The following is a 16,804-nucleotide window of genomic DNA, read 5'->3' as shown; positions in this document are numbered from 1 at the left end:
GGTCAACTCACGGAAGAACTATGAACTGCTAACACTGTTTCCATGGTTGTTAATTGTTTCTATTAATTGCCGGTTTCGTCAATGATGCGACATGTAGGACAAAAAGTGAACCCATCGAATACTTTTCTCGGCTTCGCGCGCGAGGCATTGTCAGCTGGGGCGCGTGCTCCCCGCTCCGACCGGCTCGGTCATGGCAAGCCGATCATGGTCACGGGGCAAATCCAGCCTCGAGTGTCCGCGACACCGCGACGGATTCCGAGATGCACTCCGCGGCACGAGAATCAAAGAGGCCGATGTTGTCCTATCTGGGCAGATCTTGATGTGCTTCGCAACCACTCGATCGTGCCGTTGTGGCGCGGGTGGTCGGTGCCGGCAGCGCGCAGTTTGGCAGAAGTGTGGGTGGCTTCCCTGCCCCTGGGAGTTTCCTGTAGATCTCCTGGTAATGCCTGGCCATCCCGATGGTGTTTGGGCGGTGGCCAGGCAGGGTCAGACATTTTTGGGGTTGGTCGGCGCTGTTCGTCGTGGCGCATCAACCGCAGTTGCGATAGGAGCGGGCTTGGTCACCAGTCCTGAAGCCGTGATTGCCGCAGCGTGGACGAGTTGGTTCGGTACCGGTAGCCAACGCGGCTTCGCAGGGCGTCAGGATTTCAGGGACGGCGCATATCACGCGGGCGAGACAATGCCTGGGGCGAAAGCGCGTAGATGCGTTGTTCGGCGCGACCCGACAGGACGTAGGTCTGGGTGTCGGCCAGGTGCCGGCCGGCGATGCGTCGGGCTCGGTCCACGTCGCCTTCGGCGATCGTCTCGGTGAGCTTGATGTGCGTATTGAGTACCGCGCGGCGTTTGGCCAGTGACGGGTAGGTGCCGCGGGCCGCGCTCTCGTCCGCCCATTGCTGTTCGTGACTGGTCCACAGCGTCTCCAGGCTGCCGACCACCGCGGTGATGGTGTGGTTGCCGCAGCCGCGCACGATGAGGTCGTGGAACTGCCGGCCGATCTCGGTGAACATCGCGCCGTCGTCGAGGTGCTCAGACATGGCTTCGTTGACCCGTTTGAGTTCGGGCACCAGCGTGTCGGCCCGGTCGGGCCGCTGCGCCGCCAGTGCGGCACAGGCAGGTTCGAGTTCCTGCAACGCCGCGCCGAGGTCGCTCACGGCCACGGACTCGCTCTGCAGGAGCAGCCCAAGCATGTAAGCGGCGCTGGTCTTGGCCGGTGCGTGCACGACCGCACCGCCACGATTGCCCCGTCGAACCGAAACCAATCCCTCGGTTTCCAAGATCCGCAGCGCTTCTCGCAGGGAAACCAGACTGACGTTGAACTGTTCGACCAGCACTTCCTGGCGTGGCAGCAGGTCGCCGTCGGCAAGCTCGCCGTCGATGATCTGCCGGCGCAACTCGTCGGCTACTATTTCGGCAATTCTCGGTGCTGACAGTCTGCGTCGGGGGTCAGGGCCAATACCCAAGGCGGTCATCCGGTCCTCGCGCTAGGCAACAGGGGGAGCGCACGGCCGCTGGCTCCGCGAACTCGATTTGCTTAGCTATCTTAGCAGTGATGGCATAGATAGAACTATGCTCGGCGGCGTGAGTCATGGGTCTGAGGGCCGACCAACCCCGCTGGACAAGTTGCACGTACTCGAGATCAGTGACCGCATGGCCGGTAGCTATTGTGGCAAGCTGTTGGTTGATGCGGGCGCCCATGTGCGCAAAATTGAACCGCCACAAGGTGATCCGCTAAGGACCTACTCGGCGAGCTGTGCTCCGGTGCCAGAAGGTGCGCCAGCCGCACCGTTGTACTGCTATCTCAACGCCGGCAAGCAGAGCCTGACCCTGGCGCCGGATTCGCAGCGCTACCGCGCCGAGCTGGCCGCAGCAGACGTTCTGATCGTCACCGCCGGGCGCTCGCAGGCCGGGGGGCTGGGCATCGATCCGGTGCAATTGCTTGCTGACTCGCCGCAGGCCATCATCGTCACGATCTCCGACTTCGGCTGGGCCGGTCCGTTCGCTGAGCGTGCCGCTAGCGAGTTCACCCTGCAGGCGTGGGCGGGCTCGCCTGGCTTTCGCGGTGATCCGGCTGGACCGCCCATCTCGATCGGCGGAGACCTGGGCGAGTACATGGGCGGCGCGTTCGCCGCATTCGGTGCGCTGGCTATAAGTCGCCGTGTCGAACGTGGCGGTCCGGGGGAGCACCTTGACTTGTCGATGCTCGAGGCGATGGCGCTGATGCAGAGCAGCGAATGGCTGCATTCGCAGCTGCTGCAGGTTCCGTCGGTTCGACGCACCCTCGAGGTCCCCTCCATCGTGCCCGTCAAAGACGGTTACGTCGGCATCACCATGGTCACCGGTCAGCAGTGGCTCGACTTCTGCGCGATGGTGGAATGCCCCGAACTGGAAGATATTCCGCAGTTGTGCTTCCAGATCGGCCGATGGGATTACCGGGACCTGATCCGAGAATCGATCGGTCCCTGGATGGCCGAACGAACCGTCGAGGAGATCGTCGAACTGGGACAGCTCTTCCGGCTACCCATCGCGGCGTTGGGCAACGGTGCCACCATCCGCAACATGGACCACATCACCGCGCGTGGGGTCTTCGTGGAAAATCCCGCGGGCTTTCACCAGCCTCGCCCGCCGTGGTTGATGTCGCGCTGCGCCCCGGCGCCGGTTGGACGCACCGCTGCGCCCGGTGCGGACGTCGACGACGAGCCCCGCTGGTCCGCGGCCGAATCCAAGCCCAAGCCGGTAGACCAAGGCCTGCCGCTGGAGGGGGTTCGCGTCATCGATCTCACCGCTTTCTGGGCCGGCCGCGCCGCCACCCACCTGCTGGCGGCGTTCGGAGCCGACGTCGTCAAGATCGAGTCGATTCAGCGTCCGGATGGCATTCGCTATTCGGGGGGCATGCGCACCGACGTGGATGACTGGTGGGAATACGGCTGGGTGTTCCATGCAATGAACACCAACAAGCGTTCGGTAACACTGGATTTGGGCTCGGTTGAAGGTCGCGGTCTGTTCCTGAGGTTGATCGCCGATGCCGATCTGGTTATCGAGAACTTCTCGCCGCGGGTAATGGACCACTTTGGTCTCAGCGCCGACGTGCTGCTGCAGGCCAATCCCAAACTTGTTGTCGCCAGGATGCCGGCGTTCGGACTGGACGGCCCGTGGCGCGAACGGGTCGGGTTCGCTCCCACCATGGAACAGATCGGGGGCCTGACCTGGTTGACCGGATTGTCCGACGCGCCACCGGTAACGCCGCGGGGAGCCTGCGACCCGCTGGCCGGTGTCCATGCCGCTTTTGCAGTGCTTGCCGCGCTGAGCTTTGCCGACCGAACCGGGTTGGGTCAACAGGTCGAACTGCCGATGGTCGAAGCGGTACTGAACACCACCGCAGTTCAGCCCATCGAGTTCGAGATGTTCGGGACTACCCTGGGCCGAAGGGGTAATCGTGGCCTAGGCGGGGCGTTGCAGAACATTTATCGCTGTGCCGGTGACGACGATCATTGGATCGCGGTCAGCGTGTGCGACGACCGGCAATGGCGGGCACTGGTTGACCTGATGGATGATCCGCCGTGGTGCGATGCGGGCTTATCTATCGCGGCCGGGCGGCGAGATCGCGCCGACGAAGTCGACGGCATGTTGCGGGAATGGTTTGCCATCCAGCCGCGGGACTCGACAGTGGAATTATTGGCCGCAGCCGGTATTCCAGCCGCGCCCGTCGTGTCGCCTTCGTCGGTGACCGAAAACCCGCAACTGCGCGGCCGCGGGTTCTTCGAGGGGCTGCTCCACCCACGCACCGGCCCGATGCTCTATCCCACGCCGCCGTTCGCCCGGCTGGCCGGCCAGAGCGAATGGTTACGGCGCCCGCCGCCAACATTGGGCCAGCACACCAAGGAGATCCTGCGGGATCGGTGCGGGCTGAACGAGCACGAACTGGAGCGACTCAGGGCCGGTGAGGTAATCGGGACCCGTCCCAAGGGCGTCTGATGGCAAAGGAGTAGCCGATGCGAGTGATCGTTGACGAGACCTTGTGTGAGGCGAATGGATTCTGTGAATCGCTCGCCCCGGACATCTTTGCGCTCGGAGATGCTGACGTGGTGCAGATCGCCGATGGCCCGGTGCCTGCGGATCGTCAGATCGATGTGCACGCTGCCGTCGACCAATGCCCGAAAGCCGCACTGCGGCTCATCGACTGACGTCCGAACTACCGTGCGCCCGGAGCGGCCGCATCGCAGTCATTGAAGGTGCTCCGAGCTGGGTGAAGCGCAGAGTTGGATGACTCCGCACCCTGGGGGGGCTTGGCGGCACTCGATACGCGAAACCCCGCATGGATTGATCTCATCGCCCTCGCGCCCCCGTAGGGCAGGTGCAGACTTTGCCGTCCGTACCTTCAAACTCGGCCACATCAGACACATGTCGCTGCCGCTCAGCGGGAGTCGAAAAGCGCTGACGGTACCAACGTCTGCAACTGCGGTGCCTCTTGGGCGGTTGCCAAAGAAGGGGGCGCCATCGGGGGCTGTAGGCCGGCAAGGTGGCGCTGAGCCGATTCCGAAACGGATTGCTGCACAGTGGTAGAGAACCGAGAGCCGGACGCGCGAGAGTGAATGACTCCGCCGCGTCGCGCGGCGCCGGGGCCTACCCTGTTCGGACAGCGGCCTTGCCCGGTCCGCTCCCGCGTTGACGTGTGGTGCCTAAAATAGTAAAAATAGGCATAGTCGTCGGACCACGAAGCATGAGCGCGGCTCGGTTGCCGCTTGGCCGCGTGGGAAACGGAGGCCTTGTGGCGCCTTCCACCTCGAACTCGGCCTCAAACTCGGCCGAAGAACTCTCCGAACAAGAATTCGGTCCCTCCGGCATCGCGCTGTCGCCGTACCGGTTCCCGATGGGGTGGTTCATCGTGGCGTTCTCATCCGAGCTGGGTGCCGGCGAAGTCAAGCGAGTGCACTATTTTGGTGAAGAGCTGGTGTTGTTCCGCACCGCGTCGGGACGGGTGCATGCGCTGGACGCCTACTGTCAGCACCTAGGCGCGAACCTGGGCGTCGGCGGCACCGTCGAGGGTGAACACATCGTCTGCCCATGGCACGGGTGGCAGTGGCGCGGTGACGGCACCAACGCGCTGATTCCCTACAGCAAGATCGGCTGCAAGAAGAACGTACGAATCCGCAGCTACCCGAGCATCCAGTGGTACGGCTTTATCCTGGTCTGGCAGGAGCGCCACGGCCGGCCGCCCTACTGGCAGCCGCCAGTGCTGCCCGAGCTGGAAACAAATGAGTACTACCCGTTGCACCCACATACCCGGATGCTCAACCGGGTCAAGGTGCATCCGCAGATGATCATCGAGAACGCCGCGGACCCCTACCACGTTCAATACGTGCACAAGGCGGCCAGCCCCGCCAACACGGCCTCGTTCGAGGTCTCCGGCTATCACCTGCACGCGACAGTCAATGCGAACTTCGGCGGCGGACGGACCAAGACATGGCTGACCCCGAATGGCCCGGTTGATGCGAAGATCGTCTACGACAACTATTCACTGGGCCTCGGCATTGTGCGCTTTCCAAGCGAATTGGTGGCCACCGTTCAAGTCACCGGACAGACACCGGTCGACGAGGACTACACCGACTACTTCTACACCCAGGCTTCCATCCGCGAACCCGGCGACGCCGGCGACGTACCGACCGGTCGCGCCGCAAGGTTCCTGGCGCTGCAGCAGGAAGTCATCAAACAAGACTTCTTCACCTGGGAGAACATGAAATACCTGGAGAAGCCGAACCTGGCTCCCGAAGAGGCGCGCGACTATGCCGCCCTTCGTCGCTGGGCGCACCGCTTCTACCCGGGGGCGCAAACCTCGCCCGCCGATTTCGGATACACCGCCGACGGCCTGCCCGATCCAGCCGCGTCGAAAGCCTGATCGGCAGCTGAGCGGGCCCTTCGGTCCGTCTGATCTCGGAGTCGATCGCTTCACGGTCCCGGCGGTGCGCGACCGGCGTGCGGCACGGCCGAATCCGAACTTCGACGTCCGGATCGTCGACGACGACGGCACCGGACTGCCTACCGGCATGGTCGGTGAGATTGTCTGTCGGCCCGGCTACCCCAACGCGATGAGCGCGGGTACCTACGTCAGCACAGCGGCTTCGGGTTGCACATTGCCCCGCACCCGGACGGGTTTCACATCGGCCCCCCGGACCGCGAGAAGAAATGCCTCAGGCAGTACATCGTGACGATAACCTGGTGGTGTTCTGGCGCCGGCTGGGCTGCCCGCCTTCTGCACGGCACGCATGCGCTAGGGGATTCTGGGATCGCGACAAAATGGCTACATCCTCGGCCGATGAGTTGGTGTGCCGCGCAGTAGTATCGACAAGCGCCACCAAGGCATGCAGGTGACGGTGGGCTGGGACTATCGAACGGGCCCCATGGCGGGATCAACACCGAAATCCGGCTCCTTGCCCGGCGCGCCTACGGATTCGCCGGTGTCCAAGTCGCCCTCGAGCTTGTTCTGCTGACCCGACCCATCGCCGGGCGGCACGCGTGCGTCGTGGTCCCTGTTGTGGATATCGCGCAACGGGACTTCGCGCATGAATAAGGCCAAGACGAAACCAATGGCGGCGACCGGTGCCGCGCAAAGGAATACCTGGGCTAGTGATCCGGCGTAGGCGTGCACGATCGGCGCCGCCACGGCAGGGGATTGTCGGTGCAGCGCTTCGGGGGAACTAGCCACCTCGGTGGCCGCGCCGGTGGCCGTCAGCGCCGAAGCCAGCCGCGAGTTGAGGAAGTTGACGAACAAGGAACCGAAGATGGCGGCCCCGAACGAGCCGCCGATGGTTCGGAACAGGCTAACGCCAGAGGTCGCAACGCCCAGGTCTTCGAATTCCGACGTGTTCTGCACGATGATTACCAGCACCTGCGAGGACATCCCGATGGCGGACCCTAGGATCAGCAGGTAGACCGACTGCACTGCCGCAGAGGTCGATTCGTCCATGCGAGACATCAAAAGAAACGCGAGTGTCATCAGCGCCGTGCCCAGGACTGGAAAGATCTTGTAGCGGCCGGTGCGCCCCACCATGCTGCCGCTACCGATGGACGTGATCAACATGCCGATCACCATCGGCAGGATGCGCAGTCCCGAGGCGGTTGCCGAAACGCCGTTGACGTACTGCATGAATGTTGGCACGAAGATCAGTGCGCCCAGCATCGCGAACCCCACGACGAACGCCAGCACGCAGCACACGCTGAATACCGGCGCGGCGAACAGGCGAATTGGCAGAATGGGCTGCGCGGCGATGGTTTCCACCCAGACGAACACGGCTAGAGTCACGCCGGCAGCCGTGAACAGACCAATGATGGGCGCCGATCCCCACGCGTAGACCGACCCGCCCAAACTGGTAGCCAGGGTCAAGGCGGCGAGGCTCAAGCCAATGAACATGATTTCGGCATAGTCGATTACGGGTCGGGTTGTCGCCGCCAGTGCCGGGATCGCCGCCGTCGCTACGCAGATCACCACCGCGGAAACCGGGAGGTTGATCCAGAATGCCCACCGCCAGCTCAGGCAGTCGGTGAAGTAGCCCCCGAGCAACGGGCCGCCGATCGTCGCGATACCGATTACCGCGCCGAGGATCCCCTGATACCGACCCCGATCTGGAAGTGGCACCACCTCACCGATCAGGGCGATAGCGGTGACGGTGATGGCGCCTCCGCCGACGCCCTGTAAGGCACGGGATGCGACCAGCATGGTCATCGACTGCGTCAGCCCACACGACACCGACCCCGCCACAAAGAGCAGCACGGCGACTTGAAATACCCTCTTGCGTCCGAACATATCGCCGAGCTTGCCGACCAGTGCGGTGGCGATCGTAGAGGCCAGCAGGTAGCTGGTGACCACTCACGATTGGCGCCCCGCCTCTCCCAGGTCGGCAACGATGGTTGGCAACGCGATGGCGACGATGGTCTGATCCAGGGACGAGAGCAGTATTCCCAACACGAGCGCCACGAAGATGAAGTTGCGCCGCCTCGGGGTGATCAGCGCCCTGCCGGCCGCGAGATCGGTGGTCGGCGTGGCCGCGGCGACGGTGGCTCTCGGGCGCATCATGGCAGCCTCTCGGCCGTCGTCAGGGTGTCACCAACGCACTGGCAGCGACAGCATGCCCTCGTTCATCATCCCGGTACGAACCTTCAAGTCGTTTACATCCGCCGCGAGTTCGAGTGTCGGCACCCGGGTGGACCAGACCGCGAAGCAGCGACTGCATCTCGCAACGAGCCAGCCAGGCCCCCGGACACAGAAACCGGCCGTGGCCGAAACTGACTTGCCGATTCTCCGACCGGTCGACCAGGAACTCGTCTGGGTCGTCGAAGAAACGGGGGTCGCGGTTGGTCGCAGTAGTACTGACCGCAATCGTCGTTCCCTTCGGGATCACCGCGTCGTCGAGTTCGATGTCCTCGACTGCATAACGGAGAGCACCGAGGTTGGACGGCGGCAGGTAGCGCAACACCTCCTCGACCGTCGGCTCGATCAGTTTGGGATCGGCAACCACCCGGCCATAGCAACCCTTGTGCAGCAGTAGACCGATCATCCGGGAGATCATCACCCAGGTGGAGTCGATGCCGGCGGTGAAGAGGGCCTGTGCGAGGTAGACCAGTTCGAGGTGACTGAGCTGCCCGTCGTCGACGTCGGACACCGCGACTAGATTGCTGAAGAAGTCGCCCGTCGGCTCGGCCCGCCGTTTCTCGGCCAGCTCGCAGATGAACGCCGCGAACTCCTGCTGGCCGGCGGCCATTTCCTCGGCCGTGTGGAGCGAGAGGCTGAACAGCCGCTCCGCCCAGTATTGGGCGCGGTCGCCCTCGCCCGGTGGAACGCCGAACATCTCGCCGATGATCTGCCGCGGCAGTGGGCGGGCGAGGGCATCGACGGCGTCGGCGGGCATCGGCCCGGCCAGCATTGCGTCCAGCAGCTCATCGACGATCGTGACGATCCTCGGCCGCAACTCTTCGATTCGCCCCCGGCGCAGTGCCTTGGCGAACAGCCGGCGGATCCGGGTGTGATTGGGCGGGTCAACCAGCGTCGAGACGAACTCCAGCTCGAGCATGTTGAGCTGGGTGGTCGACAGCCTGGCGGCGTCCGCGCGGTACATGTTCCGGCTGACTCGAGGGTCGTCCAGCACTCGCTTGGCATCGTCGTAGCGGGTGACGACAACCGCCGGGTCGCCGCTGGGAAACCGCACGTCGGCGACCGGGCACCGCTGCCGGAGTTTGCCGAGATCCCGAGGCGCCGACAACGCGTCCGGCTGAGTGAATGGGTAGTCCGTTGCAGTATTGGTTTCAGGATAGGCCAAAATGTCACCCCTTCAGATCTTGAGACGGATATGTCGGTCTTGGGACGAATATGTCGATCCAGAACTGACTGCGAAATGGCGTTCAGAATATGAGTGTCGCTGATATGCGAATCTATTCCATGCAACCACCCGCTGGCAAGGAATTGCGATTATTTCCCAGAGGGGGCGGACAACGTGCGGCGGCGCGCCTCAGGGGCTGGCGTAGTCCCTCGGCCGGTGTGACTTAGTTATCCACTGCAACAACGTCTTTAGCATCAACGATCTGGTTGTTCAGCCCCGGAGTCCCGCTTGTGAACACGTTGTTAATTGTCCGTTGTGCATTGTGCAGAGTGCACTGTTTGTGAAACAAGACTGTGCACTGTGCACTGCTTATGTCTCATTCACCGTGTCAAATAATTTGACTGCTATACGCTCGCGCGTTTGGCGATGGTCATGCCTGGAATGTGAATAGATGGTGACCGGCTAGGCGAATCCCGGGCGCCCGGATCTGATGATGGATGGTTGTGGACTCGGATTTACGCTCGGGCCGGGCGGGGTGAACCGGGGCTTTGCCGGGCTTGTCATGCCGCCTGGTGTAGCGCGGCCTGCCACGGTGTTGCTGAGTCTTACCTCTGGTGGGGGAGCGGCATTCCGTCGGGTCGCTGCGGCCACTGCCGCGGCCAGTGATTTGGGTTACTGTTACGTCAGTTGGAGCTGTTGTTTCCCGCGAGTGCGGCTGGAGAGCAAGATGACCATGTCCTATCAGGAACAGCAACTGCTGCAGGCCGCGACGGGCCGTGCTGCCATCCTGGATCTGACCGCCCGGCACAACCGCGCCTACTCCGATGGCGACCGTGACGGCTGGATCGCTACTTTCCGTCATTCCGGGGCCAGCTACACCCGTGATGGCGAGTCATTCACCGACCTGCGGGCCGCCTTCGATGGTGGTGATGGTCAACGCCTGGTCAGTCTCGACCACGAGGTTCAGGTGGACGGGGTCAACGCGGTCCAGTGCTGTGTTGCTGTGTTTTTCGCGGCTTTGCATGGTGACACGAACCTGCGGGCAACCGGGATCTTCCGGGATAAATTGGTCTACGAGCGCGGTGGCTGGTACTTCACTTCCCGTGTGCTCGAGCGGGATTCGGTGCCCAGCCGTCATCCGTTGATCATGTAGACGGCGTGGCTCCCGGTAGCCAGGTGGGGTACCGACTGGCCTTCGGCACCTACCAGGACGCACTGCAGATGGTCGGCACTGCGAGCCCGCCACGAACCGCGGCCACCGCGGTCAGCGGAGCGCGTATCCAGCTGTTCGCCGCCCTCGTTCACGACGGTAACCGGTCGTACTGGGATGAGGACTATGCGCGGGCGCACTGGGGAGGCCTGCTGGCTCCGCCGGCACTGCTGATGGGCTGGCTGACAACTCCGCCCTGGCAGCCCGCGGAGCGGGACTCGGCAGGGTCGTTGGCGCTGCGAGTGCCGTTGCCGGGAGCCGCATTTATCAACGCGGCAAACGATGTCGAGTTTCTGCAGCCCATCGTCGAGGGGGACCGTCTCTGCGTAGTCGAGGAGCTGGTGTCGGTTTCTCCGGAGAAGCGAACGCGGCTTGGCGTCGGTCATTTCGTCGAAACCCTGGAGACTTACCGGCGCCAGGACGCCGTGGTGGTCGCCAGGTCGCGGAATACCTTGTTTCGCTCCACCCCCGGGCCATCGTCATGACAAGTTCGGAGCTGCATTGGGACGAGATCAGCGTTCCGTTCGACCTGCCCGAGGTCGTTGATGAGATCAGCTACCAGCGTGTGGTGGAGAACGCCGGGGCGACATGGGACTACTTTCCCGGCCACTTCGATCCGGGCTATGCCCGGGATCAGGGCACCCCCAGGGCTCCGGCGTTGTTGATTAGCAGGCTTGTGAGCTGGGTTGATGATCTTTGGTGCCGCGCTATTGGGGCCGGAGTGTAGGCACGGGCTATCTGGAGAACGATCGAGTTGGTTACTGTTCGTCGTTGGTCTGGAGTTGCCCGTGCCTACCGTTTCAGTATTGCCTGTGTCGTCGGTTCCAGAGGTGTTCGACCGCTGGAGTCCTGGTGGGCGCAGCGAGCTCATCGGATCGGAGTTTCTCGATGTGTTGGCCTCGGTGCCAGACCCGAGGGGCCCACGCGGTCGGAGGTATTCGCTGATGGCTTTGTTGGCGATCGCGGTTCTGGCCACTGCCGCGGGGATGCGCGGCTATGCTGATTTTGCCACATGGGCGGCCACCGCTCCCGATGATGTGTTGGCCCAATTAGGGGTCCGGTTCCGGCGGCCCAGTGAGAAGACCTTCCGCGCTGTTTTGTCTCGGCTAGACCCCGCCGACCTCAACGCCAGGATGGGCAGTTACTTCACTGCACACGTGGCCAGCAGCGACCCCAGTGGATTGGTGCCGATCGCGTTGGACGGCAAGATGCGGCGTGGTGCTTTACGCGCCAAAGCGACAGCCAAGCATCTCGTGTCGGTGTTCGCCCACCGTGCCCGATTGGTGCTCGGTCAACTCGCTGTCGCCGAGAAAAGCAATGAAATTCCCTGCGTACGTGCCCTGCTCACGCTGCTGCCGGGTAGCTTGCGGTGGCTGGTCACCGTGGATGCGATGCATACCCAGGTCGTCACCGCGAAGTTGATCTGCGCCACCTTGAAGTCGCACTACCTGATGATCGTCAAGTCCAACCAAGCCAAAATACTTGCGCGTATCACCGCGCTGCCCTGGGCCGAGGTGCCCGCAGCCGCTACCGACGACTCCCGCGGCCACGGCCGTGTCGAGACCCGCACCCTGCAAATCATCACCGCTGCACGAGGAATCGGCTTCCCCTACGCAAAACAAATCATCCGGATCACTCGTGAACGCTTGATCACCGCCACCGACCAGCGCAGCGTGGAGGTGGTCTATGCCATCTGCAGCCTGCCGTTCGAGCACGCCCGCCCTACCGCGATCATGACCTGGATGCGTCAACACTGGGGAATCGAGAACAGCCTGCACTGGATACGCGACGTCACCTTCGACGAAGACCGTCAAAGGGCACATACCGGAAACGGCGCACAGGTCCTAGCAACGCTACGCAACACCGCGATCAATCTGCACCGCCTCAACGGCGCCGACAACATCGCCGAAGCCTGCCGGATCACCGCTTTGACCGCCAACCGCCGCCTAGACCTCCTCAATCCACAATTCCCCAGCTCACAAGCCTGCTAATCAACAACGCCGGAGCCCTGGTGGTGGCCCGACGATTTTCGTCAACACCATGCACCTGGCCGGATTCGCCGACCGGATCGCGACGGACTGGGCTGGGCCGGCCAGCCGAGTAATACGTCGCCGGATGCGATTGACCGGGTCGATCTATGCCGGTGACACGTTGGTGGGCCGCGCAAGGGTGGTGGCCAAACGGCGTGACACCAGCGTTGACCCGCCGCAGTACCTCCTAGAGATCCAGATCGAGGTCCAAAACCAGCACGGCGCGCTGTGCTGTCCCGTCGAGATCACCCTGCAGGTTCCTCAAAGCCCTTGAGTGGTGGCATTTTTCCGCTACACAGCACCGTCTGCAGCTCGACGTATTCGGCAAGCCCCTCGGGTCCGAACTCACGCCCGATGCCCGACTGCTTGAACCCGCCGAATGGTGCGCTGATGTCCAGCGTGTACATGTTGATGCCATAGGTGCCGGTACGCACCGCCGCGGCGATTTCGAGTCCGTGCGCGGTATCGGCGGTCCACACCGAACCGGCCAGGCCGTAGTCGCTGTCGTTGGCGATCCGGATCGCGTCCTGTTCATCCCGGTAGGTCAGGACAGTCAGGACCGGTCCGAATATCTCCTCCCGGGCGATGCGCATGTCGTTGGTGGCGTCGGTGAACAGGGTGGGCCGCACATACGAGCCGCGGTCCTGTGGGTTGTCCTGGCCGCCGAGCACGATGCGTGCGCCTTCCTGCTGACCGGAGCGAATGTAGTCACGAACCCGACGTTGTTGTCGCTGCGCGACCAGGGGCCCGACGTCGGTCTTCTCATCGGCGGGATCGCCGACCTGCAGCGCCGACATCATGTCGGCCAGGGCGTCGACGACTTCGTCGTGACGGCGTTCGCTCACCAGGATGCGGGTCTGAGCAACGCAGGCCTGCCCGTTGTTCATCAATCCTGCTGTTTTCAACCCGGCGACGGTCTTGTCGACGTCGGCGTCGTCGAGGATTATCGCCGCGGATTTTCCGCCCAGCTCCAAGCTCACCGGTTTGAGTCCTTCGCCGCACAGGGCGGCGATCCGACGGCCCGTGGCGCTGGACCCGGTGAACGCGATCTTGTCGACCCCGGGATGGCGAACCAGTGCCTCGCCGACCGTCGGTCCGCCGGGAAGCACCGATACGACGCCCTCGGGTAGCTCGATCTGTTCGATCATCTCGGCTAACCACAAAGCGTCCAAGGGGGTTTCGGGAGCCGGCTTGATGATCACGGTGCAACCGGCGATCAGTGCGGGGATCAGCTTGGGCATGATGAGGAATTGCGGCACGTTCCACGGCACAATCGCCCCGACTACCCCGACCGGGGCCCGACGCAGGTGCGCCTGTCCGCGTATTCCCTGGCGCCGCTCCACCCAGGGGAAGTTGCGGCCCGCCGCCAGTGCCAGCTGCATCAGGCCCGCTGCTCCGGCCGCTTTGCCCAGCCTGCTGAAACTGTGCGGCGAGCCCATTTCCGCGGTGATCAGGTCAGCCATGTCATCGAGGTGGCTCGCGTAGATCGCGGCCAACTCTTCGACTTTGCGTATCCGCTCACCCGGATCCAGCCGTGGCCACGGACCGTAGTCGAAGGCGCGCCGGGCGGCGGCCACGGCTGCCTCGACTTCGTCGGGGCCAGCCGCCGGGGCCCGCCCAATCGCCTCCTCCGAGTGTGGGGAAATCACGGTGATCGGCTCCGCGATGGTGGGTTTGCACCAGCGTTCACCGATGAACAGCTCGTCAAACGAACGGTGCGTGGAATCGGCCGTCATCGGGGCACCACCTCGGGGCAGGCGACGGTAATTTCGCTATTGATGCTAACATAGCGAAAAAGCGGCTCCGGGCCGCCAGGGGAAGCCAGTCATGGCGGCCCGCGCGGTACTGGGGACGGCTGCGGCTCAGCCGGGTGTCTCGAGGGCCTGTGCCCAGGTGATGTGGCGATGCTGTAGCCCGGGCTCGTTTCGCCCAAACACCAATCGTTGCCGGGCCCCGGATTCGAGGTTGGTCTGCAGCGTTTCGGCCAGCCGATAGTCCTCATCGCGCACGGTTGCGTGCGCGTAATCGAAGACGGCCTGAGCGCCGGTGGCGACGGATTCGTCGGAGAGGTCCAACGGAGTCGAGTTCTGGTGCACCGTAATAGAGCTGCCAGGCCGGTCGCCCGGATAAATGCGGAACAGCTCGCCGTTGGCGATGGTGACCGACAGTACGACGTTGGGGAACAGGGCGTAGATCACCACCATGTGGTGGAACGGGTCCCACTGGCCCTCGGGGACGTTCTCCAGTTCCAGGATTGTGTTGAGCGGGAAGATCAATCGGTGGTGCGGTCCGTACGAGTCGAAGACGGTGCAGTTGCTGCGCGCAATGGTGGCGAAGGTCCGCCGATGCACCGTGGCGAAGTGATAGTTCTCCGCGAAGGTATCGGCGGCAAGTTTCCAGTTGATGGGCGAACCGAGCACCTTCTCGCCCAATGGAGACCACCAACCGATGCCCCACGACTGGAGCTCGCCGGCGAGGGGGCCCAGATGTGCGGGGACGTCCAGCCTCGCGGCGGGATGTAATGACACCCAGAGGAACCCGGCGAACTCGGTGGCCGGAAGTTCGGTTAGTCCGTCGGACCCCACCGCGATCCCGGGGAACCCTTCACGGCCCGGCAGCCCGACTAGGCGTCCGCCATTGTCATAGGTCCACCCGTGATAGGGACAGGTAAACCGCAGTGCGGTACCGCAACCCGTCGCCACCCGGGACTGTCGATGCAGGCAGACGTTGTCGAAGGCCCGGACCGCCCGATCGGCAGCCCGGGTCAACAGGATGGATCGGCCCATGATCGTCTTGGTGCAGTAGGTGTCGGGACCGGGTAGTTCGGATGAGTAGCCGACCAGCTGCGGGCTGTCGAGCACCATGGCTCGGTCGCGCTCGTGTCTGTCCAGTGACGTGTACTCGCGCGCGTCGACGGCGTGCTGATGCGGGGCGAGGTCGGTGGTCTTGTCTCGGGCGAGTTTCAACGCCCGTCGGGTGAGGTCGATGAGCTGATCGCGATCCATCAGATCCCCCGTTGCAGTCGAGCCAACCGAGCCAGCTGCAGCCGTAGCAGTAATTTTACTAACTTTATAGTGAAAGCGAATCCGTGCCAACGATGCCCGGCGGCGCCGGTGCTGGTGCGGTCGGGCGCGCTGGTGTGAATCGGCCCCGCGGGCTCGCGATGGCGAGGATGCGGCGATGTGATGCAGATGTGATGATTGTGGCCAATGTGTCATGTGTTACTTGTGAAGTAATCTGGGGCATGTGTCGGTTTCGCGGCGTCAGGTGCTCAAATTCGCGGCGGCGACGCCCGGGCTGGTAGGCCTGGGGGCTGCTGTCGCGTCGTTGCGCGCTGCGCCGGTGTCGGCGGCGTCGCTGGGCACCCTGCTGGACTATGCCGCGGGCGTCATTCCGGCCAGTCAGATCAGGGCGGCCGGCGCGGTCGGGTCGATCCGGTATGTCTCCGACCGTCGGCCCGGCGGAGCCTGGATGCTCGGTAAGCCGATCCAAATCGGTGAGGCGCGCGATCTGGTCGGTAATGGGCTCAAGGTCGTCTCCTGTTATCAGTACGGGAAGGGGAGCACCTCGGACTGGCTGGGTGGTGCTGCCGCGGGCGTACAGCACGCCAGGCGGGGCGTGGAGCTGCACACGGCGGCCGGCGGCCCGCCAAGTGCCCCCATCTATGCCTCAGTCGACGACAACCCGTCTTATGAGCAGTACAAGAACCAGATAGTTCCGTATCTGCGGGCCTGGGAGTCGGTGATCGGCCATCAGCGCACCGGTGTGTACGCCAACTCGAAGACGATCGACTGGGCGGTGCGCGACGGCCTGGGCTCCTACTTCTGGCAGCACAACTGGGGCTCGCCGAAGGGATACACGCACCCGGCCGCCAATTTGCACCAGGTCGAGATCGACAAGCGCAAAGTTGGCGGAGTCGGCGTGGACATCAACGAGATCCTCAAGCCCCAGTTTGGGCAGTGGGCCTGACCTTCGGCCTAGCCACCCCTTGGGTGGCCATCACTCCAGCAAACACTTGTTCGCTCGCTGGGCAGCGCCGTCCGCGCCGATGCCCACGCGCTGAAACGGCTGAGACGATGTCGCACGGTGGCCTTGGCGCTAACTTTTAACATAACGATTTGGTAACAATACTGCCTTGATCAGCGCAGTTATAGCTACTCAGGCGTAACCACCTGCATGCAGGACGTTTGTTCGGCATGCCTGTGCCGTCGGTTAAACGCGGTGTTACCCATGACACGGTTACCCGTGCGTAGAAC

At 63.6% G+C, this 16,804-nt stretch carries 12 protein-coding genes and 2 pseudogenes; 9 read left to right on the top strand and 5 right to left on the bottom strand.

The features are described 5' to 3' along the window. Positions 1 to 647 precede the first annotated feature (647 nt). Positions 648 to 1,469 (bottom strand): FadR/GntR family transcriptional regulator, encoded by an 822-nt coding sequence (locus SHTP_RS18910; RefSeq protein WP_096371446.1) that lies wholly within the window; start codon positions 1,467 to 1,469, stop codon positions 648 to 650. 97 nt (positions 1,470 to 1,566) lie between these two features. Between SHTP_RS18910 and SHTP_RS18905 the strand changes: the two genes are divergently transcribed. The 3 genes from SHTP_RS18905 (at position 1,567) to SHTP_RS18895 (ending at position 5,893) form a co-directional block, all read left to right on the top strand. Further along, positions 1,567 to 3,972 carry a CaiB/BaiF CoA-transferase family protein gene (locus SHTP_RS18905; protein ID WP_096371445.1) on the top strand — a complete coding sequence of 802 codons (2,406 nt, stop codon included), beginning with the start codon at positions 1,567 to 1,569 and terminating at the stop codon, positions 3,970 to 3,972. A gap of 17 nt (positions 3,973 to 3,989) precedes the next feature. Beyond that, positions 3,990 to 4,181, top strand: a complete 192-nt coding sequence (locus tag SHTP_RS18900) for a ferredoxin (protein WP_011741528.1) — start codon at positions 3,990 to 3,992, stop codon at positions 4,179 to 4,181. A gap of 536 nt (positions 4,182 to 4,717) precedes the next feature. After that, complete coding sequence (locus SHTP_RS18895) at positions 4,718 to 5,893, top strand: aromatic ring-hydroxylating oxygenase subunit alpha (protein WP_420866613.1); 1,176 nt, start codon at positions 4,718 to 4,720, stop codon at positions 5,891 to 5,893. Positions 5,894 to 6,379: 486 nt separating this feature from the next. On the opposite strand, the pseudogene SHTP_RS18885 reads toward SHTP_RS18895, so the two are convergent. Beyond that, positions 6,380 to 8,068: pseudogene (locus SHTP_RS18885) on the bottom strand (MDR family MFS transporter). 19 nt (positions 8,069 to 8,087) lie between these two features. After that, positions 8,088 to 9,308 (bottom strand): cytochrome P450, encoded by a 1,221-nt coding sequence (locus SHTP_RS18880; protein WP_231991167.1) that lies wholly within the window; start codon positions 9,306 to 9,308, stop codon positions 8,088 to 8,090. A 727-nt stretch (positions 9,309 to 10,035) separates the two neighbouring features. Here SHTP_RS18880 and SHTP_RS18875 point away from each other — a divergent pair. From SHTP_RS18875 to SHTP_RS18855, 5 genes and pseudogenes are all read left to right on the top strand, one after another. Next, complete coding sequence (locus SHTP_RS18875) at positions 10,036 to 10,461, top strand: nuclear transport factor 2 family protein (RefSeq protein ID WP_096372547.1); 426 nt, start codon at positions 10,036 to 10,038, stop codon at positions 10,459 to 10,461. A 68-nt stretch (positions 10,462 to 10,529) separates the two neighbouring features. Further along, the gene (locus SHTP_RS18870; protein WP_172900687.1) at positions 10,530 to 11,003 is read left to right on the top strand and encodes an FAS1-like dehydratase domain-containing protein; all 474 of its coding nucleotides are present in this window, start codon (positions 10,530 to 10,532) and stop codon (positions 11,001 to 11,003) included. Continuing rightward, a complete protein-coding gene (locus SHTP_RS18865) occupies positions 11,000 to 11,245 on the top strand; it encodes a hotdog family protein (RefSeq protein WP_096371443.1) in 246 nt (81 codons plus the stop codon). The genes SHTP_RS18870 and SHTP_RS18865 overlap by 4 nt, the downstream gene beginning before the upstream one ends. Before the next feature lie 61 nt (positions 11,246 to 11,306). Continuing rightward, entirely contained in the window at positions 11,307 to 12,509 is a 1,203-nt protein-coding gene (locus tag SHTP_RS18860; RefSeq protein WP_420873026.1) for an ISAs1-like element IS2404/ISMul1 family transposase, read from the top strand. Between the two features lie 22 nt (positions 12,510 to 12,531). After that, positions 12,532 to 12,822: pseudogene (locus SHTP_RS18855) on the top strand (hotdog family protein); the annotation flags it as partial. Here SHTP_RS18855 and SHTP_RS18850 read toward each other — a convergent pair. Both SHTP_RS18850 and SHTP_RS18845 read right to left on the bottom strand, forming a co-directional pair. Further along, the gene (locus SHTP_RS18850; RefSeq protein ID WP_096371441.1) at positions 12,794 to 14,284 is read right to left on the bottom strand and encodes an aldehyde dehydrogenase; all 1,491 of its coding nucleotides are present in this window, start codon (positions 14,282 to 14,284) and stop codon (positions 12,794 to 12,796) included. The pseudogene SHTP_RS18855 and the gene SHTP_RS18850 overlap by 29 nt on opposite strands. Before the next feature lie 126 nt (positions 14,285 to 14,410). Continuing rightward, complete coding sequence (locus tag SHTP_RS18845) at positions 14,411 to 15,553, bottom strand: SRPBCC family protein (protein WP_096371440.1); 1,143 nt, start codon at positions 15,551 to 15,553, stop codon at positions 14,411 to 14,413. A 241-nt stretch (positions 15,554 to 15,794) separates the two neighbouring features. On the opposite strand from SHTP_RS18845, the gene SHTP_RS18840 reads away from it, so the two are divergent. Continuing rightward, a complete protein-coding gene (locus SHTP_RS18840; protein WP_096371439.1) occupies positions 15,795 to 16,517 on the top strand; it encodes a DUF1906 domain-containing protein in 723 nt (240 codons plus the stop codon). Positions 16,518 to 16,804 lie beyond the last annotated feature (287 nt).

This window comes from Mycobacterium ulcerans subsp. shinshuense (assembly GCF_002355775.1).
In the GTDB taxonomy this organism is placed as follows: domain Bacteria; phylum Actinomycetota; class Actinomycetes; order Mycobacteriales; family Mycobacteriaceae; genus Mycobacterium; species Mycobacterium marinum.
The sequence above is the reverse complement of the archived record's forward strand: the minus strand, read 5'-3'. Positions and strand labels throughout refer to the sequence as shown.